This is a genomic window from Bradyrhizobium sp. (assembly GCF_030646015.1).
Lineage (GTDB): Bacteria > Pseudomonadota > Alphaproteobacteria > Rhizobiales > Xanthobacteraceae > Bradyrhizobium.
In genome coordinates, this window is the sequence record NZ_JAUSLT010000034.1 from 1 (window position 1) to 21729 (window position 21729).

Below are 21729 nucleotides of genomic sequence, written 5' to 3' on the forward strand. Positions count from 1 at the left end.
GGCGGCTTCGACGGCGACGCGCCGACCGCGATCCTGATCGAGGCCTCCAGTGGCAGCGTGTTGTTCGAGAAGAACGCCGACGAGTTGCGTCCCCCCTCCAGCATGATGAAGCTGATGACCGCCGAGGTGGTCTTCAACGCCATCAAGAAGGGCGAGGTCAAGCTCACCGACGAATACCGCGTCAGTGAAAATGCCTGGCGCAAGGGCGGCGCGCCTTCGGGCGGCTCGACGATGTTTGCGGCCATTCACAGCAAGATTCCGGTCGACGATCTGCTGCGCGGCGCCATCATCCAGAGCGGCAACGACGCCTGCATGATCCTGGCCGAGGCGATGGCCGGCAATGAGCGAACCTTCGCCACCGAGAATATGACCAAGCGCGCGCGCGAGATCGGCCTGACGAAATCGACCTTCGGCAATTCGAACGGGCTGCCCGATCCCGCCAACAAGATGACGGTGCGCGAACTCTCCAAACTCGCCCGCCACATCATCCTGACCTATCCCGATTTCTACAAACTGTTCGGCGAGCGCGAATACACCTGGAACAAGATCCGCCAGCAGAACCGCAACCCGCTGCTGAACTCGCTGGAAGGCGCCGACGGCCTGAAGACCGGACACACCAAGGACGGCGGCTATGGCCTGGTCGGCTCGGCCGTGCGGAACGGCCTGCGCCTGATCGTGGTCGTCAATGGCCTGGAGGATCCCGACGATCGCGCCACCGAAGCCAAGAAGATGCTGGAATGGGGATTTCGCAATTTCGAGGCCCGCACATTGTTCGCCGCCCAGCAACCGGTCGGCTACGCCAAGGTGTTTGGCGGCGAGAGCCGCTCGGTCAAGCTCACCAGTTCCGAGCCGATCAAGGTGATGGTGCAGAAGAACGGCACCGATAAACTGATTGCGCGCGTGGTCTATAACGGCCCGGTGCGGGCGCCGGTCGAGGCCGGCCAGCGGGTCGGCTTCGTCAAGGTCTGGCGCGGCGCCAACCTCGCGATGGAAGCGCCGGTCGTGGCCGCCGAGCCGGTCGCCCAGGGATCGACGATGCGGCGGGCGATCGACGGGGCGAGCGAACTCGTGATCGGGATGTTTCGCGCCGGCGCCGAGAAGCTCTGACCATGGCCGAGCCAGCGGTCCAACGAGTGCCCGGGCGCGGACGATTCATCACCTTTGAGGGCGGCGAGGGATCGGGCAAATCCACCCAGATCAAGACGCTGGCGGAACGCCTCAACGCGGCCAGGCTGCGCACCATCGTCACCCGCGAGCCCGGCGGGTCACCGGGCGCCGAGATCATCCGGCACGTGGTGCTGTCAGGCATGGGCAAGCTGCTCGGCCCCGACGCGGAGACCCTGTTGTTCGCGGCCGCCCGCGACGATCATGTGCGCACGGTGATCGAGCCGGCGCTGGCCAGGGGCACATGGGTACTGTGCGACCGGTTTTCGGATTCGACGCGCGCCTATCAGGGCAGGCTGGGCCAGGTCACGCCGGCCTTTCTCGACGCGATGCAGCGCGTCACCATCGGCGACCTCAAGCCCGATCTGACGCTGATTCTCGATGTTCCCGTGGAGATCGGCATGAAGCGCGCGGCGATCCGGCGCGGCGCCGGCGCGCCCGACCGCTTCGAATCGGAAGACCTCAAATTTCATCAGGATTTGCGCGAGGCGTACCGGCAGATTGCCGCCGACGATCCGCAGCGCTGCGTGCTGATCGACGCCAATGCCGATCCCGCGACCGTCGCAGCCGGCGTGTGGGCGGCGCTGCGCGAACGCTTCTTCAAAGCCAATGTCGGCAGCGTGGCCAATCTCGCATGAGCGCCCGCAAGGTTGAGCAGGACATCGCGGCGCCTCATCCGCGCGAAACCACCGCCTGGTTCGGCCATCGCGACGCCGAGATGGCGTTGCTGGATGCCTATCGCAGCGGGCGCATTCCGCACGCCTGGTTGATCGGCGGCGCGCAGGGCATCGGTAAGGCGACGCTGGCTTACCGGATGGCGAAGTTCGTGCTCGCCCATCGCAATCCGCTGGATTCGGCTGTGCAGAACGCCAAAACCCTTCACGTCGAGCCCGCCGACCCGCTCGCGCGCCTTGTCGCGGCCGGCGCCCATGGCGGCCTGCTCACGCTGGAGCGCAGCCTCAACGACAAGGGCGTGATGCGCAGCGTGATCACCGTCGACGAGACCCGGGAGACCATCGGGTTTTTCGGCTCGACCGCGGCGGTGGAGGGTTGGCGGGTCTGCATCGTCGACACCGTCGACGAACTCAATCCCAATGCCGCCAACGCGCTGCTGAAGATTCTGGAGGAGCCGCCGCAGCAATCGCTGTTCCTGCTGGTCAGCCACGCGCCGGCGCGGGTGCTGGCGACGATCCAGTCGCGCTGCCGCAAACTGCCGCTGCGGCCGCTCTCGACCGCTGACGTCATCGCCGCCGCCGCCGCGGCCACCCACATCGCGATCGACGATCCCGCGCTCAACGAGGCCGCGGAAGCGGCGGAGGGCAGTGTGTCGCGGGCGCTGACGCTGCTCGGCGGCGACGCCCTGAAACTGCATCAGCGCACCGCGGCGCTGCTGGCGACCCTGCCGCGGGTCGATCCGCGCGAGTTGCATGCGCTCGGCGATGCGCTGGGCGGCAGCGACCGGGTGGCGCTGGCGGCATTCATCGACAGCGTCGAGCGCTGGGTCAGCACGCGGCTGCGGGCCGACGACGCCAATGCCAACGCCAACCTTCCCCGCCTTGCACGGCTGGCGGAGGTGTGGGAAAAGATCAACCGCGCCGCGCGCGACACCGAATCATACAATCTTGAGCGAAAACCACTGGTTTTCTCGGTGTTCGGGATGCTTGCGGAAGCAACGCGATAAGCCTCCCGTGCGCGAACACCTCCCGGCAATCCGGTTTGAGCGATAAAGGAAATTGTGGTGGCGACACCTAGGAAAAAGGCTTCCAGCAAGCCAAAGACGAAGAAGGCCCGCAAGGCCTCCCGCACCCGTGCCAGCAAGGCAGCGGCCGTGAAGAAGCGCACCAAGCGCGTGGTGAAGAAAGCCAAGAAAACGGCAAAGAAAACGGCCAGGAGAACCGTCAAGAAGACGGTCAAAAAAACCGCGAAGAAAGCGGTCAGGAAAACGGTAAAGAAGACGCGAAAACCGATTGCCAGGAAAACCGCCGGCAAGAAAACCGCTGCCAAAAAGCCGGCGAAAAAGTTCGCCAGCAAGGCAACATCGAACAAGACGGTTTTAGCGGCGAAGCCAGCGCCAGTTCCCGTTGCCAAGCCCGCCCGCAAGCCTGCTGTCGTCGCGACCACGCCGGCCGCCGTCGACACCAACAAATTCTACATCACGACCGCGATCGCATACCCCAACGGTGTGCCGCATATTGGCCACGCCTATGAGGCGATCGCGACCGATGCGCTGGCGCGGTTTCAGCGGCTCGATGGCAAGGACGTGTTCTTCCTCACCGGAACCGACGAACACGGCCAGAAGATGGTCCAGACCGCGGAAGCCGAGAAGCTGCCGACGCTGGAAGTCGCGACCCGCAATGCGCTCAGGTTCAAGGAGATGGACGAGCGTCTCAACGTCTCGTTCGATCGCTTCATCCGCACCACGGAAGAACAGCATCACCGCTCCGTCCAGGAAATCTGGAAGCGGATGGCCGCCAATGGCGACATCTATCTCGACAGCTATGCCGGCTGGTATTCGGTGCGCGACGAAGCCTATTACGCCGAGGACGAAACCATCGTCGGTGAAGACAATGTGCGGCGCGGACCGCAGGGCACGGCGGTCGAGTGGGTCGAGGAGAAGAGCTATTTCTTCAAATTGTCGGCCTATCAGGACAAGTTGCTGAAGCTGTACGAAACACAGCCGGATTTCATCGGGCCAGACTCGCGCAAGAATGAAGTGGTCAGTTTCGTCAAAGGCGGTTTGCGCGACCTGTCGATTTCGCGAACCACCTTCGACTGGGGCGTCAAGGTTCCCGGCGACCATGAACACGTGATGTATGTCTGGGTCGACGCCCTGACCAACTACATCACCGGCGTCGGCTTTCCCGACGAGAACGACGCCAACTGGCGCTTCTGGCCGGCCGACCTTCACGTCATCGGCAAGGACATCATCCGTTTCCATGCGGTGTACTGGCCGGCGTTCCTGATGTCGGCGGGCATTCCGGTGCAGAAGCGCGTCTTTGCCCACGGCTTCCTGTTCAGCCGCGGCGAGAAAATGTCGAAGTCGCTCGGCAACGTCGTCGACCCCTTCAACCTCGCCGACCAGTACGGCGTCGATCAGGTGCGCTACTTCTTCCTGCGCGAGGTGCCGTTCGGTCAGGACGGCAATTATAATCACGAGGCCATCGTCGCCCGCATCAATGCCGACCTCGCCAACGATCTCGGCAATCTGGCGCAGCGCTCGCTGTCGATGATAGCCAAGCAGCTTGAGGGCGTGCTGCCGGAACCCGGCGAGTTCAGCGACAACGACAAGGCGATGTTGGCGCAGGCCGACGGCATGCTCGATCTCGCGCGTACCGCGATGGCGACCCAGCAGATCCACCAGGCGCTCAACGCGGTCTGGGCCGTGGTGGCCGAAGCCAACCGCTATTTCGCGGGCGAGGCGCCGTGGGCGCTGGCGAAAACCGATCCGGCGCGGCAGCGCACTGTGCTGTACGTCACCGCGGAAGTGGTGCGTCAGGTCGCCATTCTGGCGCAACCTGTCATGCCCGACTCCTCGGCGAAGATGCTCGACAGCCTTGGTGTGCCCGTGGATGCGCGGAACTTTGCGGCGCTTGCTTCGCGTATCAAAGCCGGCACGAAACTGCCGGCGCCATCAGGGATCTTCCCGCGTTACGTCGAACCTAAAGAGCCGCCGAGCGGCGCCCAATAATGCTCGTCGACAGCCACTGCCATCTCGATTTTCCCGATTTCGCCGACGATCTCGACGGCATCGTCTCGCGGGCGGAATCGGCGGGAATCGGGCGCATCGTCACCATCTCGACGCGGGTGCGGCGTCTCGCCGGTCTACTTGAGATCGCCGAGCGGTTTCCCAATGTCTACTGCTCGGTGGGCACCCATCCGCATCACGCCGATGAGGAGGACGGCATTGCCGCTGCCGAACTGATCGAGCTGGCCAGCCATCCTAAGGTGGTGGCGCTGGGCGAGGCGGGGCTGGATAATTTCTACGACAACGGCTCGCCGGCAGCGCAGGAGCGCGGCTTTCGCGCCCACATCGCCGCCGCCCGCGCCACCGGCCTGCCGCTGGTGATCCATACCCGCGCTGCCGACGAGGCCTGCGGCCGGATCCTCGAGGATGAAATGGCCAAGGGAGCCTTTCGCGCGGTGCTGCATTGCTACACCGGCGGACGGGACCTCGCGATGCAGGCGATCGCATTGGGTCTGTCGATTTCATTCACGGGCATCCTGACCTTCAAGAAGTCGCAGGCCCTGCGCGATCTCGCGGCCGAGCTTCCGGCCGATCGCATCATGGTGGAGACCGACGCGCCGTATCTGGCGCCCGGCAAATTCCGCGGCAAGCGCAACGAGCCATCCTACGTCGTCGAAGTCGCCAAAGTGCTGGCGGAGACGCGGGGCGTTTCGCTGGAGGAGATTTCGCGCCAGACCACGGAGAATTTCTTCCGCCTGTTCAGCAAGGTGCCCGCTCCGAAAGCGATCGCATGACGCTGACGCTGACAGTCCTCGGCTGTGGCTCCTCGGCCGGCGTGCCGCGTCCGGCGCTGGGCTGGGGCGCCTGCGATCCCGACAACCCCAGGAATCGCCGCCGCCGCTGCTCGCTGCTGGCCGAGCGCGCCGGGGAGGGCGGCATCACCCGGATCGTGATCGATACCTCGCCCGATCTGCGCGAGCAGTTGATCGACGCCAATGTCGATCACATCGACGCGGTGTTCCTGACCCATGAACATGCCGACCAGACCCACGGGATCGACGATCTGCGCTCGGTCGTACTGCATCAGCGTCGGCGGATTCCGGTCTATCTGAACCGGTCGACCGCCGACCATATCCTGCTGCGGTTCTCCTATTGCTTCCTGGCGCCGCCCGGCAGCGACTATCCGCCGATCCTCGACCAGCATTCGATCGAAGCCGGCGAAAGCCGGACCATCGAAGGCAAGGGCGGGGCGGTGACGCTTTCCGCCTTCATCATGCAGCACGGCAACATCCAGGCGCTGGGCTATCGCATCGGCGATGCCGCCTACACGCCCGACGTCAGCGACATCCCGGCCGAGAGCTGGCCGTACCTGAAAGATCTCGATCTCTGGATCATCGACGGACTGCGCTATGCCGCCCATCCCAGCCATTTCAGCGTCAACGATGCGCTGGCCTGGATCGACCGCTTCAAGCCGCGCCGCGCCGTCATCACCAACATGCATTCCGACCTCGATTACGAGGTGCTGCGGCAGAGCCTGCCGCAGGGCGTGATACCAGCCTATGATGGCATGCGGCTGACGCTGGACGCGCCTGCCGGTCCCTCATGGTGAGGAGCGCGTTCGGCAGCGCTCTTACGCTGTCGGGCGCGCGTCTCGAACCATCTGGCACAGCGCTCGCAGCCATCGTTCGAGACGCGGCGCGAAGCCGCGCGGCTCCTCAGGATCAGGTTCGGAGTGATTGAGCGCGTACTCACTTCCGGTCGCTTGGTCGCGGAAGACCGCTTTCCCATATGCAGACAGAATGCTAGCTCTGGTCGCGTAGCATAACCAACAGGTTCGGAAAGGACCGCGACGTGAGTGATTATTATGTCCATCGCCTGCAGGTCTCGATGCCGCTGGCGAGCGCCGAGCGGATCGCCGACGAGGTCCTTGCCGCCGGCCACGAGGTCAAGTTGCTGCCATTGACAGTTGCGGTGCTGGACGCCGGCGGCAATCTGGTGGTTCTCAAGCGCGAGGACGGATCCGGCATCCTGCGCACCGATATCGCGATCGGAAAGGCCTGGGGCGCGCTCGGCATGGGCATTTCCAGCCGCACCATCCGCGACCGCCTGCGCGAACGGCCGGCCTTCCAGGGCGCACTCGCAGCGGCATCGGATGGACGGTTCATTCCGGTCCCCGGCGGCGTGCTGGTGCTGAACGCGGCCAAGGAAGTGATCGGCGCGGTCGGCGTCAGCGGCGATGCGTCGGACAAGGACGAGTATGCCGCGGTCACCGCAGTGCTGAGCGCGGGCCTGACGCCGCATCCGGAACAGCCGGCCGACAACTGGAACGACGCGGCGCTCTGACCAACTCGAACAAGAAAAATCTGGAGGAAACTGAATGAAACGGCTCGCATTCGCGGCACTCTGCCTTGGTGTTTTGTCGACGCCCTCGCTGGCGCAGGACGCCTATCCGTCGCGCTCCATTCGCCTGATCGTTCCGTTCCCGGCGGGCGGGCCCACGGATGTCTGCGCGCGGCAATATGCCCTGCGCATGTCCGGCATTCTCGGGCAGTCGATGATCGTGGAAAACAAGTCCGGGGCGGCCGGCGCGATCGGCTCGGCGGAGGCGCTGCGCGCACCGGCCGATGGCTATACGTTGCTGTTCGGCACCGCTTCCACGCATGGGCTGTACAATCTGCTGTCGAAGAAGCCGCAATTCGACTCGCTGAAGGATTTTGCACCGATCGCCATCATCGGTTCGGCCCCCGCGGTCATCGTGGTGCATCCGTCGCAACCGTCCGACCTCAAGGCCCTCGTTGCGGCGGTTAAGGCCAATCCGGGGAAATTGCAGTATGGATCGCCCGGTACCGGCACCTTCCTTCATCTGACCGGCGAGATGTTCAAGATCGAGGCCGGCAAGCTCGACATTCCCCAAATTCCCTACAAGGGCTCGGCGCCGGCGATGAACGATCTGCTCGGCAACCAGATCGGCATGGTGATCGATACGCTCGGCACCTCGGTGCAGCAGTACCGCGCCGGCACGGTCCGCATCCTGGCGGTCGCATCGGCGAAACGGTCCGCGTTGGCGCCGGATATTCCAACCGTGGATGAAGCGCTCGGCATGAAAGGCTTTGAAGCCGGTCTGTGGAACACCGTCGGCGCGCCCGCCGCGACGCCGGCGTCCGTCATTACCAGACTCAGCGAAGCGACCACGCGCGTCATGGCCGATCCCGGATTCCAGGAAGATTTGCGCAAGATCGGCATCGACCCGATCGTCGATTCGACACCGGCGTCGGCGCGCGCCTTCATCGAGAAAGAGCGGCTTCGTTTCAAGCCGGTGGTCGAGGCATCGGGCGTGCAGCTGGATTAGAGCGCTGCGCTTCTCCCCTCCCTCCACGCGCTCTTGCGCGTGGCGGGGTCGAGACGAGCGAAGCTCGCTCTTAGGGGTCGGGGGTGGGGGGCGTCTCAGCAAATTTGCTGACAGGCGAATGTGCTGAAGCCCCCCCCCACCTCCGACCCCTCCCCACCGCTTCGCGGGAGGAGGGGAGAAGAACAGCCCCTCAGGCCGTGATCGCCTTCGCCGAATCCACCTGTTTGCGCAGCATGAATTTCTGGATTTTTCCCGTCGATGTCTTCGGGATCGGCCCGAACACCACGGCCTTCGGCGTCTTGAATCCCGACATCTGGCTGCGGCAGAACGCGATGATCTCGGCTTCGGTGGCTTGCGCGCTGTCCTTCAACTCGATGAATGCGCAGGGCACCTCGCCCCATTTGGAATCCGGCTTGGCCACCACGGCCGCGAACAGCACGGCGGGGTGCTTGTAGAGCACGTCCTCGACCTCGACCGAACTGATGTTCTCGCCGCCTGATATGATGATGTCCTTGGAGCGGTCCTTGATGATGACGTAGCCGTGCGCGTCGAGCACGCCGAGATCGCCGGTATGAAACCAGCCGCCCGCAAAGGCCTCGTTGGTGGCTTTCTCGTTCTTGAGGTAGCCCTTCATCACGATATTGCCGCGGAACATCACTTCGCCGATGGTCTCGCCGTCGCGCGGCACTTCGCGCATGGTTTCGGGATCGATCACGGTGACGGCTTCCTGCAGCGGGTAGGGCACGCCCTGCCGGCGCTTCAATTGCGCGCGCTGGTCGGCGGGCAGATCGTCCCAGCCCGGCTGCTCCGCGCATACCGAGGCAGGGCCATAGACCTCGGTGAGGCCGTAGACATGGGTCAGCTTGATGCCGATGCTTTCGGCGCCTTCCAGCACCGCCACTGGGGGCGCGGCGCCCGCAATCAAGCCGACGACCGGCCGTGCCGCCTTGCCCTTCGGCGCATCCGGCGCGTTGATCAGCACATTGTAGACGATCGGCGCGCCGCACATGTGGGTGACGCCGTGCGCCTTGATCAGCTCGAAGATTTTGGTCGGATCGACCTTGCGCAGGCAGACATTGACGCCGGCCGCAGCCGCGATGGTCCAGGGAAAGCACCAGCCGTTGCAGTGGAACATCGGCAGGGTCCAGAGATAGACCGGGTGTTGGCCCAGTCCGCCGGCGAGGATGTTGCTGACGGCGTTGAGGTAGGCGCCGCGGTGGTGGGTCACGACGCCCTTCGGATTGCCTGTGGTGCCCGAGGTATAGCTGAGCGCGATGGCATCCCATTCGTCGGCCGGCAGCCGCGCGACGAAGTTTTCGTCGCCTTGCGCCACCGCGGCCTCGTATTCGAGTTCGCCGAGCCGCTTGCCGCCGGCGAACGAGACATCGTCGACATCGATGACGAAGGGTTTTGGGCCCGCCATCAATGTCAGCGCCTCCGCGATCACCCCGGCAAATTCCGGATCGACCAGGATGATTTTCGCGCCGCCATGATCGAGCTGGAAGGCGATCGAGCCCGCATCGAGCCGGATGTTGAGCGCATTGAGCACGGCGCCGGCCATCGGCACCGCGAAATGCAACTCGTTCATCGCGGGGATGTTCGGCAGCATCGCCGCGACCGTATCGCCATGGCCAATGCCCCGGCCGGCGAGGTACGAAGCAAAACGCCGGCACCGCGCATAGGTCTGCGACCAAGTAAAACTGCGGCCTTCATAGACGGTGCTGACATGGTCGGGATAGACGGCGGCGGTGCGCGCCAGGAAACTCAGCGGCGTCAGCGCCACGTAGTTGGCGGCCGTCTTGTCTAGACCGATGCTGTACTGGTTCTGCGGAGCGCTCATGGCCGTTGATCCATTTCGCTGACTTGAACTTACAGGAACCCGATCGATATCCATGGGAATATCGCCACCACGATCAGACCGACCATCAGGGCCAGAAGATAGCCCCAGATCGGCCGGACCCCCTCGGCGGGATCGACGCGCCCGATGGCGCAGGCGGCATAGTAGCCTACTCCAAAGGGCGGCGCGAACAGTCCGATGCCCATGGCGAGGATGACGACCATCGCATAATGCACCTCGTGGACGCCGACGGCGCGGGCGATCGGAAACAGCAGCGGCCCGAACAGCACGATCGCCGGAATGCCCTCGAGCACGCTGCCCAGAATGGTGAAGGCCACGATCGACACCGCGATGAAAGTCGCCGAGCCGCCGGGCAGGCCGGTCATGGCGGCCGCGAGCGCGCGCGAGAAACCGGACTGGGTCAGCCCCCAGGCCATCCCTGTCGCCGTGCCGATGATCAGCAGGATCGCTCCCGTGCGGCAATATCGGTTCGCGAGGGTCTCGCAGAACCGTAATGCTTGCTTGGGGCTGACCTGACGATTGGCTCGCGGCAATTCAGGCTACAGCCGCTGCGAGCAGCGATCGCTGCGGTAAGATCGCATGATTTCTATCTAACTATTTGATCTATTTGGATATAAATATATTCCATAATATACCTTATGCGAATCCGAGATATGGGCGTGCGGTCTTGCCTTACTGTGCATGGGGTTGTTTTCGACTTTTCGTCCGGGGCTGCCCTAGCGCCCCCGGAACGTCGGCTTGCGCCGGCCCAGGAACGCCGCGACGCCTTCCTTGTGATCCTCGCTGAGACTGGCCAGTGCGAACTGGTCGACGTCCATGTGGCTGGCGAGGTCGTCGAGCGCGTGGGTCAGCCGGTTGACGGTCAGCTTGGTCATGGCGACCGACAGCGGCGGCTGGGCGGCGACCTTGGCAGCCAGCGCCATCGCGGCGTCGAAAGCCTTGCCGGGATCGGCCACCTCCTCCACCAGGCCCCATTCATAGGCCTCGGCGGCGGAGATGCGCTGGTCGGCCAGGATCACCGCCTGTTTGGTGCGGGCCGGTCCGATCAAATGCAGCATGCGCGGCACGCTCTGCCAGCTCATGTTCATGCCAAGGCCGATCTCGGGCACCCGTAGATGGCCGTCGCGGGCCATGACGCGAAAGTCCAGCGCCACCGCCAGCGCCACGCCGCCGCCGACGCAAAAGCCTTCGATGGCGCCGATCGTGATCTGTTCCATTTCCTGCCAGGCGCGGGTCAGCCGCGGTCCCAGTTTGAGGTGCCGCCGCAGCGTCCCCAGATCCATCGTGGCGCGCGACCGGCCTTCGGGGTCCTTGAGGTCGAAACCGGCGGTGAACGCCTTGGCGCCACCGGTCAGCACCACGACCGAGGTTTCGCCGTCGTCCTCGAAGCTGCGCGCGGCGTCGGTGAGCTGGCGCAGCGCCTCCGGCGACAGCGCGTTGATGCCGTCGCCGCGGTCGAAGCGCACCACGGCGATGCGTCCCTCGGGCCCGAGGCCCTTCTCTATGGTGACAAACCCGGTCAATTCAGCGTCTCCCTGCCCGCCAGCTTTCCGATAGCGCCATTTTTGTCGCTTGCGCCGAACGTCTTTTCGAATGGCGCCAATTTTATCGAATTTCTTATAGCCCGGTTCACTTCGTCCGCAACACCGCCGAGTTCCTCGTCATGTGAGGTCGCTGCTGATGCTAAGGCTCGTGACCAACCAAGGCAGATCATGACATTTCAAATTGCGACGCGTGGCGATGCACTGCGCCATACGGCCGGCCGTGTTGCCGTGGCGGTCAGCCTCACCGTGGTCATGACCGCGGTCACGATGTTGCTGCAACTGGGCACCGACCTCGATGCATACGCCCGCGTCGGCGAGGTGATTTTCTCGACCATCGGCGCTGCCGTCGTGATCTCGGCCCTGCTCGCGGGTGGCCTGAGCTTTCGATCTGCCCTCTTGATGCGGGATTTGACGCTGGCGCGCAGCGAATTGGCCCGGATTTCCCGCACCGATCAATTGACCGGATTGCTCAACCGGCGCGGCTTCGACGAGACCGCGGCAGTGACCCTGAGATCGGCATTTGCCGCCAACCTGCCGGCGGTTGTCTTTATGTGCGACGTCGATCACTTCAAGTCGATCAACGACCGGTTCGGCCATGCATTCGGCGACAAGGTGCTGGTCGAGATCGCTGACGTATTGCGTAGCTTCGCCGGCAAAGACGGTGTCCTGGTCGGACGGCACGGCGGCGAGGAATTTTCCGCGCTGATGATCGGAATCACCCGCGAACAGGCCGCGCAATACGCCGAGGATATCCGCCAAGCCTGCGCAGCCAGGGAAATCTCGATCGATGGCGATTCCACGCGCGTGACCATCAGCATCGGCTTCACGGTCGCTCGCGAGGAGGTCGACCTTTCGACCCTCATGCGGGTGGCCGATCGGGCCCTCTACATCGCCAAACACGCTGGCCGCAATCAGGTGGCGCGGGCCGATGCAGCTTCGCTGGTTGCGGCCTGAGCGGCGAGCTCACAAATGGCCGGTCCGATGGTGGTCGGGCTTGCTGCCCGGCACCGGGAACCGGATCGTCGTGCCGATGGTGATCCAGTTGGCGTCTTCGCCCGAAATATTGCGGCCGTAGATCATGTCGACCGAAAAGATATCGTTCGGCCGGTAACGCAGGCCAGTCTGAAATCGCGGCCGCACCGCGCTCGGCGTATCCGATGTCCCGGCCTGGCCGAACGTCTCGATGGTCCATTGCAGGGTTTCGGTGAGTTTCCAGTCGAAGCCGAGGCCATAGGTCAGGTAATGCCGATCGACGGTGCGATCCCACAGCCAGCCGGCATTGAGGTTGATCCGCGTGGTTTCGGACAGCCGGTAAGTGGCCGGTATCGTCGCAAAGGCGGTGAGGTTTTCCCCCGTCGACGCGTCGAACGCCCCGCCGGCGCTAAAGGCAACGCCGAGTCTTCCGATTCCCGTCGGAGCGATGTTCCACTTGGCCTTGGGGGCGAGGCTGGTGCTCCATTCACCCTCGCTGCGAGACCTCACGGTCTGCAGGCTCAATTCCACTGGCCTGAAAACATTGACCACGCAGGAGGGATTGGCGACGGCCGAAAAATCGGTGTTGGTGGCCGCCTGCAGCCAGCTTTCGACCTTGCAGGATCCGGCCTCGCCAACGTCGGCGGCATCGACCGCATAGGCGCCATTGGCGGCCCGCGCGTGATCGGACAGGCCGAGCGCCGCAATGGCCGCCATCCCCGCCCAAATTATGCGTTTTGCGCCCTGCCCCATGAGCCCACGCTAGCAGAGTTCCGCGGGCCTCGACATACCCACAATCTTGCGTATCTTCCCGATATGACAGGACATGACCACGACCATCATCACCACGATCACGACCATTCGGAATTGTCGGAGACCGAGCTGCGGGTGCGCGCGCTCGAGACCATCCTGACCGAAAAGGGCTATGTCGATCCGGCCGCGCTCGATCTTCTGATCGAGACCTACGAAACCAAGGTCGGACCGCGCAACGGCGCCCGGGTGGTGGCGCGGGCATGGTCCGATCCGGCCTTTCGCGCCCGCCTGCTCGAGGATGCCACGCCGGCGATCGGGGAGCTCGGCTATGCCGGCCGCCAGGGCGAACACATCGTGGCGGTCGAGAACACCCCTCGCCTCCACAACATGGTCGTGTGCACGCTGTGCTCCTGTTATCCGTGGCCGGTGCTCGGGCTGCCGCCGGTGTGGTACAAATCCGCGCCGTTCCGTTCCAAGGCGGTCAAGGATCCGCGCGGCGTGCTGGCCGATTTCGGCTTCGCAGTGCCTGACAGCACCGAGATTCGCGTTTGGGATTCGACCGCGGAAATTCGCTATTTCGTGCTGCCGATGCGTCCCGCCGGCACCGAGGGCTGGAGCGAGCAACGCCTCGCCGACCTCGTCACCCGCGACAGCATGATCGGCACCGGTCTGCCCAAGCAACCGCATGAGGTCGCCTGATGGAGGGCGCGCACGATATGGGCGGCGTGGCGTGGTCCGGTCCGGTGCTGCCGGAACCTGACGAGCCGGTGTTTCACGCCGAATGGGAACGGCGCGCGTTCGCGATCACGCTGGCGATGGGAATGCCCGGCGGCTGGAACATCGATATGTCGCGCTTCGCCCGCGAGAACCGGCCGCCCGAAGAGTATTTGAGCAAGAGCTATTACGAGATCTGGCTCGCGGGCCTCGAACAGCTGATGCTGGAGCGCGGCCTGGTCACGGCGGACGAGATCGAGGCGGGCAAGCCGCTGCATCCGGCCAAACCGGTGGCGAGGACGCTGTCATCCGACGGCGTCGCGGCGATGCTGCACCGCGGCGGGCCGACCCAGCGCGAGGTCAGGAGCCCAGCTCTGTTCGCGGTCGGCGACCGCGTCCGCACCAAAATGATTCATCCGCCAACCCATACGCGGCTGCCGCGTTACGTGCGCGGGCATGTCGGCGTCGTCGAGTTGCTGCATGGTGTTCACGTCTTCCCCGACAGCAATGCGCTGGGCCAGGAAAATCCGCAGTGGCTCTATACCGTGATCTTCGACGGCCGCGAATTGTGGGGGCCTGACGGCGACGCCTCGGTCAAGACATCGGTCGACGCCTGGGAATCCTATCTGGAGCCCGCCTGATATGCCGCTCGATCCACAAGCAGCCCTCGACGCCACCCGCACCGTTCCGGGCATTCCCCGCGATGCCGATGGCCCGGTGTTCCGCGAACCCTGGGAAGCGCAGGCCTTTGCGATGGCACTGGCGCTACATGCGCGCGGGCTGTTCAGCTGGAACGAATGGGCGGCCGCGCTGGCGCAGGAGATCAAGCGCGCGCAGGCGGCTGGCGATGCCGATACCGGCGAAACCTATTATCGGCACTGGCTGGCGACGCTGGAAAGGCTGATCGCCGACAAGGGTGTCGCGACGACAGCCACCCTGCACCGCTACCGCGACGCCTGGGACCACGCCGCCGACCGCACCCCGCACGGCTCGCCGATCGTGTTGATGCCGGAAGATTTTGCGAGCTAGGCGGAGCGCGCCGCGTACTCCCGCCAGCCCCTGGCGCGCAGCGCGCAGGCCGGGCATTCGCCGCAGCCATAGCCCCAGTCGTGCCGCGCGCCGCGTTCGCCGAGATAGCAGGTGTGGGAATGTTCGCGGATCAGGTCGACCAGCCCTGCCCCGCCGAGATCATGCGCCAGTTGCCAGGTCGAGGCCTTGTCCAGCCACATCAGCGGCGTATGCACTTCGAATGATCTCGCCATGCCGAGACTGAGCGCGGCTTGCAATGCCTTGATGGTCTCGTCGCGGCAATCCGGATAGCCGGAATAGTCGGTCTCGCACATGCCGCCGATGATATGGGTGATGCCGCGCCGGTAGGCCAGCGCTGCGGCGAAAGTCAAAAACACCAGATTGCGGCCGGGCACAAAGGTGTTGGGCAGGCCGTCAGCGCCCATCGCGATCGCGACATCGCGGGTCAGCGCGGTGTCGGAGATATCGGCCAAAGTGGGGATATCCAGCGTGTGGCTGTCGCCGAGCTTCTCTGCCCAATCCGTGCGCAGCGATTTCATGCCGTCGAGCAGGCGGCCCCGGCATTGCAGCTCGATGGCGTGGCGCTGCCCGTAATCGAAGCCGAGCATTTCGACACGCCCAAAACGCTGCAGCGCCCAGGCAAGGCAGGTGGCGGAATCCTGTCCGCCGGAAAACAGCACCAGCGCGGTTTCGGTTTGGAGTTGGTTGCTCATGGCGTGCCCATAGCACTCATCTCTCCCCGGGGCCAATCGGTGGAAACATCCGCCTGCCCGGCTCGTTTCGCTGGGACGGAGGCTCCCGTTGCGGCATAAGGCCTGATGTTCTCTCCGGCCTTTGGTAGCCTTATGACCCCTTCCCGCGATATTTCACGCCTGCTCGAAATCATGGCGGCGCTGCGCACGCCCGGCAGCGGCTGTCCGTGGGACCTCGAACAGAATTTCGCGACCATCGCGCCCTACACCATCGAGGAAGCCTACGAGGTCGCCGACGCCATCGCGCGCGGCGATCTCGACGATCTCAAGGACGAACTCGGCGATCTCCTTCTGCAGGTGGTGTATCACGCCCGCATGGCCGAGGAGCAGAGCGCGTTCGCGTTCGGCGACGTGGTCGAGGCGGTCACGCGCAAGATGATCCGGCGGCATCCGCACGTGTTCGCCGACGCGAACGGCCGGCTGACGCCGGTCGGCGTCACCAGCGCGTGGGAGCGCATCAAGGCCGAGGAGCGCGCCGAACGTGCGGCACGGCGGCCGTCTGAGGAAATCTCGCACAAATCCCTACTGTCCGGCGTCAAGGCCGGACTGCCGGCATTGTCACGCGCCATGGAATTGCAGCGCAAGGCCTCCAGCGTCGGCTTCGACTGGAACGACCCCCGCGAAGTCCTGCGCAAGATCCGCGAGGAAGCCGACGAGATCGAGGCCGCACTGGACAACGGCGACGCCAAGGAACTCGCCGAGGAAACCGGCGATCTGCTGTTCGCTCTGGTCAATCTGGCGCGCCACGTCGGCGCCGACCCGGACCTGGCGCTGCGCGGCACCAACGCCAAGTTCGAGCGCCGGTTTGGCTATATCGAGAAGACGCTGGCGGCACGCGGAAGCTCGCTTGAGCAAGCCTCGCTCGCCGAGATGGACACACTGTGGGACGAGGCGAAGGGCAAGGAATAGCAGCCGTCGTCCCTGCGAACGCAGCGATCCATACGGCGTGATCCATCGATTTGAAGAGCTGTTTAACGACCTTTCCTAACCGCAGACGCCTGTGGTTATGGGTCCTGCGTTCGAAGGGACGACGTGGTGAGAGAATCGCGCGCCTCATCTCAGCGCTCACCCGTGCGCAGGGCGACGCGGTGGTCGACCCGACGCGATGCGACAAATCAACCCGTCGGGCAAGATTTCGCTTTTCCCGAAACGCAAATCACCATTATGAATCATGCCATCCTGTCCCGTTGGAAGGGGCGTTGGCCATCGTTACCGAACGTTGGGACAGGAGTTGCGGTGGACGCGACGGCATCGTGCGCGGAATGGGACCAGCAGGGCGGGATCAACTCCGTGAGCGGTCTGGAACGTGCAGACGAGCGGTGTCGAAGCGTACGGCAAAACCGTGTGGACCTGACGCCTCAGTGGTCGGCGTCAAGTCTGCGGAAGGCACGTCGGCCCGACCGGGCGCGGATGAGCCAGTTTTCCGCAGGCGACGGAGGCGAGAAGAGCCCGATACTCCGGGGTGAGCGCGAGATAAGCCGTAAAGCCATTGCGCAGGGAATGTCGGATGTTCTCCGCTGCCCTGTATGCTCGTGTGCGCCACTTTCGCACAATCTTGCACACGAGACCGCGGGTGCAGCGCGCATCCGGCATTCCCTGCTCCCTCATCTCCGAGGGACAATGACAGGCAAACCTCGGGTAACTCCCACCGCGAGAATGCGGTTGCGTGTCCGCTGTTTGAAATTCGAATCGGAAAACCATGCTCGTGGTCCCGGACAAGCGAGCCTAGCGAGCGTGCATGGGTTGCCGCGTGCGCGAAGGCGACGCCTACATCACGTGCGGCACGGCATCGAACCGGTTCACCACGATATCCCGCTTGGTTTCATCGACGCGCACGGTCATGTCGAAGCGGCCGTCGTGCAGCTGCTTGTTGAGCACTTCGGAATTGCGATGCAGCCAGCTGATGCCGGCGCCGTCGGAGGCATCGATCGACAGGTCCAGCGTCATCCGGGTTGCCGCCAGCCGGTGCTCGATCGCCGTCAATAGCGCCGCGACCCCCTCGCCGGTCTCGGCCGAAACCAGGAAGCACGGACGTTCCGGCGGACGGCGGGCGGCGATGTTCTGCAGGTTTTCGCGCATCTCCGGGTCGAAGCGGTCGATCTTGTTCCAGACCTCGAGAATGCGGCCGGCGTCGGGATCGATGCCGAGCTGGCGCAGCACGGTATCGACGTCGCGCTGCTGCGCTTCGGCGTCCTCATGCGAGATATCGCGGACGTGGAGAATAACGTCCGCTTCCAGCACTTCCTCCAGCGTCGCGCGAAACGCCGCCACCAGTTGCGTCGGCAGATTGGAGATGAAGCCGACGGTATCCGACAGCATGGCCTTGCCGCCATGCGGCAAATGGAGCGCGCGCAAGGTCGGATCCAGTGTCGCGAACAGCATGTCGGCCGCCTGCACCTCGGCGCGGGTCAGGCGGTTGAACAGCGTCGACTTGCCGGCGTTGGTGTAGCCGACCAGCGCCACGACGCGATACGGCACCCGCTTGCGTCCCTCGCGATGCAGCCGCCGCGTCGCCTGAACTTTCTTGATTTCGTTTTCCAGCCGCGCGATGCGATCGCCGATAAGCCGGCGGTCGGCCTCGATTTGCGTTTCGCCGGGGCCGCCCATGAAACCGAAACCGCCGCGCTGGCGCTCCAGATGGGTCCAGGACCGCACCAGGCGGCTGCGCTGATAGTTCAAATGCGCGAGCTCGACCTGAAGCGAACCTTCCCGGGTTTTGGCGCGCCGGCCAAAAATTTCGAGAATGAGGCCAGTGCGATCGAGCACCTTGGTGTTCCAGGCCTTCTCGAGATTGCGCTGCTGGATCGGCGACAGCGCGCAATCCATCACCACGAGTTCGATGTCGTGCCCGGTGATCAGCCCGACGATCTCCTCGACCTTGCCCTTGCCGAGATAGGTCGCGGGCCGGACCTGGCTGATCGGCGCGATCAGCGCCTCCGCGATCACAAGATCAATGGCACGCGCCAAGCCGACGGCTTCCTCGAGCCGCGCCTCGGAATTACGCATGGCATGCGAATCCATTGGCGCGTCGGGGTCACCGCGACGCACACGCAGATAGGGGCCGATGACAACCACCCGCCCCGATTCTTTGCCCCCTGCCGACCGCGGACGGTCGGCGCCCCCTTCAGGATTTCGGGGTTCCAATCAGATCACTCTCAAGCCGGCGCGTCCTCGCCGCCTTCGAACAGCTGGATCGGAGCGCCCGGCATGATGGTCGAGATCGCATGCTTGTAGACCAGCTGCGAATGACCGTCGCGACGGAGCAACAGGCAGAAATTGTCGAACCAGGTGACAATCCCCTGCAGCTTCACTCCATTGACCAGAAAGATCGTCAGTGGCGTCTTGGTCTTACGAACATGATTAAGGAAGGTGTCTTGTAGATTTTGTGCGCGGTCTGCCGCCATTGTTTTTGTCCCGCAGTCTTGTTTGCTTCTTTTTATTGAACCGTTGGCTACTCTCTAGCGGAGCTGTCCCCCGGTTGCCGGCTTCCCCTGAGATCCCCCTCCGAGGGCGCGGCGGTATGATTAGAAGGCAGGCGCGCTTTTTAGGCAAGCCAGTTCGCGCGTCAGGCGCACAGAACACTGGTGCAATTCTCCGTAAAACCACGGAAAGAGATGAATTTTCTCAAGCAAATGCATGGAATAAACGCTGAGGTTACCTAACCGACGCCGAGTGCCTTGAGCTTGCGATGTAGCGCCGAGCGCTCCATGCCGACGAATTCCGCCGTGCGAGAGATATTTCCGGAGAAACGGCTGATCTGCGCGATCAAATAGTCGCGCTCGAATACCTCCCGCGCCTCGCGCAGCGGCAGTCCCATGATGTGTTCGCCATTGTTGCTGGTCGGCATCGCCGGCACCATCGAGCCCACATCCTGCGGCAGCATATCGGCGGTGATGATCACCTCCGGACCGCCGCTCGCCAGAATCATCACGCGTTCCACGTTGTTGCGAAGCTGGCGGACGTTGCCGGGCCAGACATGCGACTGCAAAACCGCCATCGCATCCTGGCCGATCTGGCGCTTCGGCAGCCCGGTCGCGACCGAGATCTGATCCATGAAATAGTCGATCAGCTCGGGGATATCCTCGCGCCGCTCCGACAGCGGCGGCACCCGGATCGGCACCACCGACAGGCGGTGATAGAGATCCTCGCGGAACCGGCCTTCGGCGATCTCCTCTTCCAGGTTCCTAGCCGTCGATGAAATGATGCGCACGTCGACATGGACCTTGGTGGTGCCGCCCGAGCGCTGGAAGGTCTGATCGACCAGCACGCGCAGGATCTTGTTCTGGGTCTCCCGCGGCATGTCGCCGATCTCGTCGATGAACAAGGTGCCGCCATGGGCTTCCTCAAGCGCCCCCGCCTTGCGCTGCTGCTCGCCGTTGGACTGCTCGATGCCGAACAACTCGACTTCCATGCGCTCCGGCGTGATCGCCGCGGCGTTGATGACGACGAATGGCCCCTCGGTACGGGCCGAGGCGTTGTGCAGCGTGCGTGCCGCCAGTTCCTTGCCGGCGCCGGACGGACCGACGATCAGGATGCGGCTGTTGGCCTTGGCGGCCCGCTCGATGGTCTGGCGCAGCTGGTTCATGCAGGCCGAGCGTCCGGTCAGCACGCTGGCGGCCGGCGCCAGTTGCTTGAGCTCCTTCACCTCGCGCTTCAGCCGCGACGTCTCCAGCGCCCGGGTCGCCACCAGGATCAGCCGATCCGACTTGAAGGGTTTTTCGATGAAGTCGTAGGCGCCGCGCTTGATCGCGGCGACCGCGGTCTCGATATTGCCGTGCCCCGAGATCATCACGACAGGCACGTCGGCGTGGTCCTTCTTGATCTGCTCCAGCAGTTGCAAGCCGTCGAGCTTGCTGCCCTGCAACCAGATGTCGAGAAACACCAGATGCGGCCGCCGATTGGCGATTTCCGCCAGCGCCGAATCGCTGTCGCGCGCGGTCCGGGTGGTGAACCCCTCATCATCGAGAATGCCGGCAACCAGATCCCGAATATCTGCTTCGTCATCGACAATCAGAATGTCATTTGCCATGGGTCGCGCCCTGTCTTGTCAGTTGCCGGTTGCGGCTTCGATTTTTGTTTCATTGTTAGTCGTGTCAGCGGGCGCAATGGTTTCAGAGGCCGGCTGCTTTGTTTCTGTCGCCGGCTCCTTGACCTCCGGCTTCGCGGCGTGGCCCGATATGGCAAACCGCAGCCGCATCCACGCGCCGCGCTGACCCGGCCGGATGTCGGCGGCATCGTGGAGCTCGATCTTGCCGCCGTGGTCTTCCAGAACCCGGCCAACAATGGCCAAGCCCAGGCCGGTGCCCTTCGACCTCGTTGTCACATAGGGTTCGAGCAACCGCGCCCGCGCCACCTTGGGCAGGCCGATCCCGTTGTCGATGACATCGATCACGATGTCATCTCCTTCGATGGCGGCCACGACCTCGATCTTGCCCTTGCCCAGTTCCTCGGCCGGGACGGCTTCGATCGCCTCCGACGCGTTCTTGATGATGTTGGTCAGCGCCTGCGAAATCAGCCGCCGGTCGAACTGCGCCCGCATCGGGTCGTTCTTGATCTCGGCTTCGAAGTCGATGTCGGGATTGCCGACCCGCATCAGGAACACCGCCTGCCGGACGGTGTCGGCGACGTCCTCGCCCTCCATGACCGGTTTCGGCATTCGCGCGAAGCGTGAGAATTCATCGACCATCCGCCTGATATCGTCGACCTGCCGCACGATGGTATCGGTGCATTGCTCGAAGATCGCCTTGTCCTCGGTGATGACCTTGCCGAATTTGCGGCGGATGCGTTCGGCCGAAAGCTGAATCGGCGTCAGCGGATTCTTGATCTCATGCGCGATGCGCCGGGCCACGTCGCCCCACGCCGACGTCCGCTGCGCCGAAACCAGCTCGGTGATGTCGTCGAGCGTAATG

Annotated in this window: 22 protein-coding genes; 13 read left to right on the forward strand and 9 right to left on the reverse strand. The window is 64.1% G+C overall.

Annotated features, from left to right (window positions below; genetic code table 11):
* From Q7T45_RS04135 to Q7T45_RS04170, 8 genes are all read left to right on the forward strand, one after another.
* On the forward strand, positions 1-1107 hold a 1107-nt coding region (locus Q7T45_RS04135), incomplete at its 5' end, for a D-alanyl-D-alanine carboxypeptidase family protein (protein WP_304867941.1).
* A gap of 2 nt (positions 1108-1109) precedes the next feature.
* Positions 1110-1802, forward strand: coding sequence for a dTMP kinase (tmk, locus tag Q7T45_RS04140; protein WP_304867943.1), 693 nt, complete (start codon positions 1110-1112; stop codon positions 1800-1802).
* Positions 1799-2845 carry a DNA polymerase III subunit delta' gene (locus tag Q7T45_RS04145; protein WP_304867945.1) on the forward strand — a complete coding sequence of 349 codons (1047 nt, stop codon included), beginning with the start codon at positions 1799-1801 and terminating at the stop codon, positions 2843-2845. The genes tmk and Q7T45_RS04145 overlap by 4 nt, the downstream gene beginning before the upstream one ends.
* A 54-nt stretch (positions 2846-2899) precedes the next feature.
* Positions 2900-4852, forward strand: a complete 1953-nt coding sequence (gene metG / locus Q7T45_RS04150; RefSeq protein WP_370691206.1) for a methionine--tRNA ligase — start codon at positions 2900-2902, stop codon at positions 4850-4852.
* On the forward strand, positions 4852-5643 hold the full coding sequence (locus tag Q7T45_RS04155) for a TatD family hydrolase (protein WP_304867950.1): 792 nt from the start codon (positions 4852-4854) through the stop codon (positions 5641-5643). Before metG ends, Q7T45_RS04155 begins: the two co-directional genes overlap by 1 nt.
* A complete protein-coding gene (locus Q7T45_RS04160) occupies positions 5640-6458 on the forward strand; it encodes an MBL fold metallo-hydrolase (protein ID WP_304867952.1) in 819 nt (272 codons plus the stop codon). The genes Q7T45_RS04155 and Q7T45_RS04160 overlap by 4 nt, the downstream gene beginning before the upstream one ends.
* A 242-nt stretch (positions 6459-6700) precedes the next feature.
* Complete coding sequence (locus Q7T45_RS04165; RefSeq protein ID WP_304867954.1) at positions 6701-7192, forward strand: heme-binding protein; 492 nt, start codon at positions 6701-6703, stop codon at positions 7190-7192.
* 34 nt (positions 7193-7226) lie between these two features.
* Positions 7227-8198 carry a tripartite tricarboxylate transporter substrate binding protein gene (locus Q7T45_RS04170; protein ID WP_304867957.1) on the forward strand — a complete coding sequence of 324 codons (972 nt, stop codon included), beginning with the start codon at positions 7227-7229 and terminating at the stop codon, positions 8196-8198.
* Between the two features lie 190 nt (positions 8199-8388).
* Here the strand turns inward: Q7T45_RS04170 and Q7T45_RS04175 are convergent, their stop codons facing one another.
* The 3 genes from Q7T45_RS04175 to Q7T45_RS04185 form a co-directional block, all read right to left on the reverse strand.
* Positions 8389-10038, reverse strand: a complete 1650-nt coding sequence (locus Q7T45_RS04175) for an acyl-CoA synthetase (RefSeq protein ID WP_304867959.1) — start codon at positions 10036-10038, stop codon at positions 8389-8391.
* Between the two features lie 29 nt (positions 10039-10067).
* Positions 10068-10589, reverse strand: a complete 522-nt coding sequence (locus tag Q7T45_RS04180) for a TRAP transporter large permease subunit (protein ID WP_304867961.1) — start codon at positions 10587-10589, stop codon at positions 10068-10070.
* Between the two features lie 183 nt (positions 10590-10772).
* Positions 10773-11579: an enoyl-CoA hydratase/isomerase family protein gene (locus Q7T45_RS04185; protein WP_304867963.1), complete on the reverse strand. Its 807-nt coding sequence runs from the start codon at positions 11577-11579 to the stop codon at positions 10773-10775.
* A gap of 42 nt (positions 11580-11621) precedes the next feature.
* Between Q7T45_RS04185 and Q7T45_RS04190 the strand changes: the two genes are divergently transcribed.
* Positions 11622-12554: a GGDEF domain-containing protein gene (locus Q7T45_RS04190; RefSeq protein WP_304867965.1), complete on the forward strand. Its 933-nt coding sequence runs from the start codon at positions 11622-11624 to the stop codon at positions 12552-12554.
* Between the two features lie 9 nt (positions 12555-12563).
* On the opposite strand, the gene Q7T45_RS04195 is transcribed toward Q7T45_RS04190, so the two are convergent.
* On the reverse strand, positions 12564-13289 hold the full coding sequence (locus Q7T45_RS04195; RefSeq protein WP_304867967.1) for a hypothetical protein: 726 nt from the start codon (positions 13287-13289) through the stop codon (positions 12564-12566).
* A 99-nt stretch (positions 13290-13388) separates the two neighbouring features.
* On the opposite strand from Q7T45_RS04195, the gene nthA reads away from it, so the two are divergent.
* The 3 genes from nthA to Q7T45_RS04210 are packed head-to-tail and all read left to right on the forward strand — an operon-like array spanning position 13389 to position 15068.
* Complete coding sequence (gene nthA, locus Q7T45_RS04200) at positions 13389-14024, forward strand: nitrile hydratase subunit alpha (RefSeq protein ID WP_304867969.1); 636 nt, start codon at positions 13389-13391, stop codon at positions 14022-14024.
* Positions 14024-14680 (forward strand): nitrile hydratase subunit beta, encoded by a 657-nt coding sequence (gene nthB / locus Q7T45_RS04205; protein ID WP_304867971.1) that lies wholly within the window; start codon positions 14024-14026, stop codon positions 14678-14680. The genes nthA and nthB overlap by 1 nt, the downstream gene beginning before the upstream one ends.
* 1 nt (position 14681) lies before the next feature.
* Positions 14682-15068: a nitrile hydratase accessory protein gene (locus Q7T45_RS04210; protein WP_304867973.1), complete on the forward strand. Its 387-nt coding sequence runs from the start codon at positions 14682-14684 to the stop codon at positions 15066-15068.
* Here the strand turns inward: Q7T45_RS04210 and queC are convergent.
* Entirely contained in the window at positions 15065-15781 is a 717-nt protein-coding gene (queC, locus tag Q7T45_RS04215) for a 7-cyano-7-deazaguanine synthase QueC (protein WP_304867975.1), read from the reverse strand. The two genes, Q7T45_RS04210 and queC, sit on opposite strands and share 4 nt — an antisense overlap.
* A 132-nt stretch (positions 15782-15913) precedes the next feature.
* On the opposite strand from queC, the gene mazG reads away from it, so the two are divergent.
* Complete coding sequence (gene mazG, locus Q7T45_RS04220) at positions 15914-16729, forward strand: nucleoside triphosphate pyrophosphohydrolase (protein WP_304867977.1); 816 nt, start codon at positions 15914-15916, stop codon at positions 16727-16729.
* Between the two features lie 858 nt (positions 16730-17587).
* On the opposite strand, the gene hflX is transcribed toward mazG, so the two are convergent.
* The 4 genes from hflX to Q7T45_RS04240 all read right to left on the reverse strand — a co-directional run.
* Positions 17588-18964 (reverse strand): GTPase HflX, encoded by a 1377-nt coding sequence (gene hflX, locus Q7T45_RS04225; protein ID WP_304867979.1) that lies wholly within the window; start codon positions 18962-18964, stop codon positions 17588-17590.
* Between the two features lie 11 nt (positions 18965-18975).
* The gene (gene hfq / locus Q7T45_RS04230) at positions 18976-19224 is read right to left on the reverse strand and encodes an RNA chaperone Hfq (protein ID WP_006020546.1); all 249 of its coding nucleotides are present in this window, start codon (positions 19222-19224) and stop codon (positions 18976-18978) included.
* A gap of 254 nt (positions 19225-19478) precedes the next feature.
* On the reverse strand, positions 19479-20849 hold the full coding sequence (locus tag Q7T45_RS04235; RefSeq protein ID WP_304868033.1) for a sigma-54 dependent transcriptional regulator: 1371 nt from the start codon (positions 20847-20849) through the stop codon (positions 19479-19481).
* Positions 20850-20867: 18 nt separating this feature from the next.
* Positions 20868-21729 (reverse strand): PAS domain-containing sensor histidine kinase (locus Q7T45_RS04240; RefSeq protein WP_304868035.1); only part of this gene is annotated, 862 nt, incomplete at its 5' end.

Coding starts and splice junctions, on each gene's coding strand:
- tmk (WP_304867943.1), top strand. CDS start 1,110: ATGGCCGAGCCAGCGGTCCAACGAGTGCCCGGGCGCGGACGATTCATC.
- Q7T45_RS04145 (WP_304867945.1), top strand. CDS start 1,799: ATGAGCGCCCGCAAGGTTGAGCAGGACATCGCGGCGCCTCATCCGCGC.
- Q7T45_RS04155 (WP_304867950.1), top strand. CDS start 4,852: ATGCTCGTCGACAGCCACTGCCATCTCGATTTTCCCGATTTCGCCGAC.
- Q7T45_RS04160 (WP_304867952.1), top strand. CDS start 5,640: ATGACGCTGACGCTGACAGTCCTCGGCTGTGGCTCCTCGGCCGGCGTG.
- Q7T45_RS04170 (WP_304867957.1), top strand. CDS start 7,227: ATGAAACGGCTCGCATTCGCGGCACTCTGCCTTGGTGTTTTGTCGACG.
- Q7T45_RS04175 (WP_304867959.1), bottom strand. CDS start 10,038: ATGAGCGCTCCGCAGAACCAGTACAGCATCGGTCTAGACAAGACGGCC.
- Q7T45_RS04195 (WP_304867967.1), bottom strand. CDS start 13,289: ATGGCGGCCATTGCGGCGCTCGGCCTGTCCGATCACGCGCGGGCCGCC.
- nthA (WP_304867969.1), top strand. CDS start 13,389: ATGACAGGACATGACCACGACCATCATCACCACGATCACGACCATTCG.
- nthB (WP_304867971.1), top strand. CDS start 14,024: ATGGAGGGCGCGCACGATATGGGCGGCGTGGCGTGGTCCGGTCCGGTG.
- Q7T45_RS04210 (WP_304867973.1), top strand. CDS start 14,682: ATGCCGCTCGATCCACAAGCAGCCCTCGACGCCACCCGCACCGTTCCG.
- queC (WP_304867975.1), bottom strand. CDS start 15,781: ATGAGCAACCAACTCCAAACCGAAACCGCGCTGGTGCTGTTTTCCGGC.
- mazG (WP_304867977.1), top strand. CDS start 15,914: ATGACCCCTTCCCGCGATATTTCACGCCTGCTCGAAATCATGGCGGCG.
- hfq (WP_006020546.1), bottom strand. CDS start 19,224: ATGGCGGCAGACCGCGCACAAAATCTACAAGACACCTTCCTTAATCAT.
- Q7T45_RS04235 (WP_304868033.1), bottom strand. CDS start 20,849: ATGGCAAATGACATTCTGATTGTCGATGACGAAGCAGATATTCGGGAT.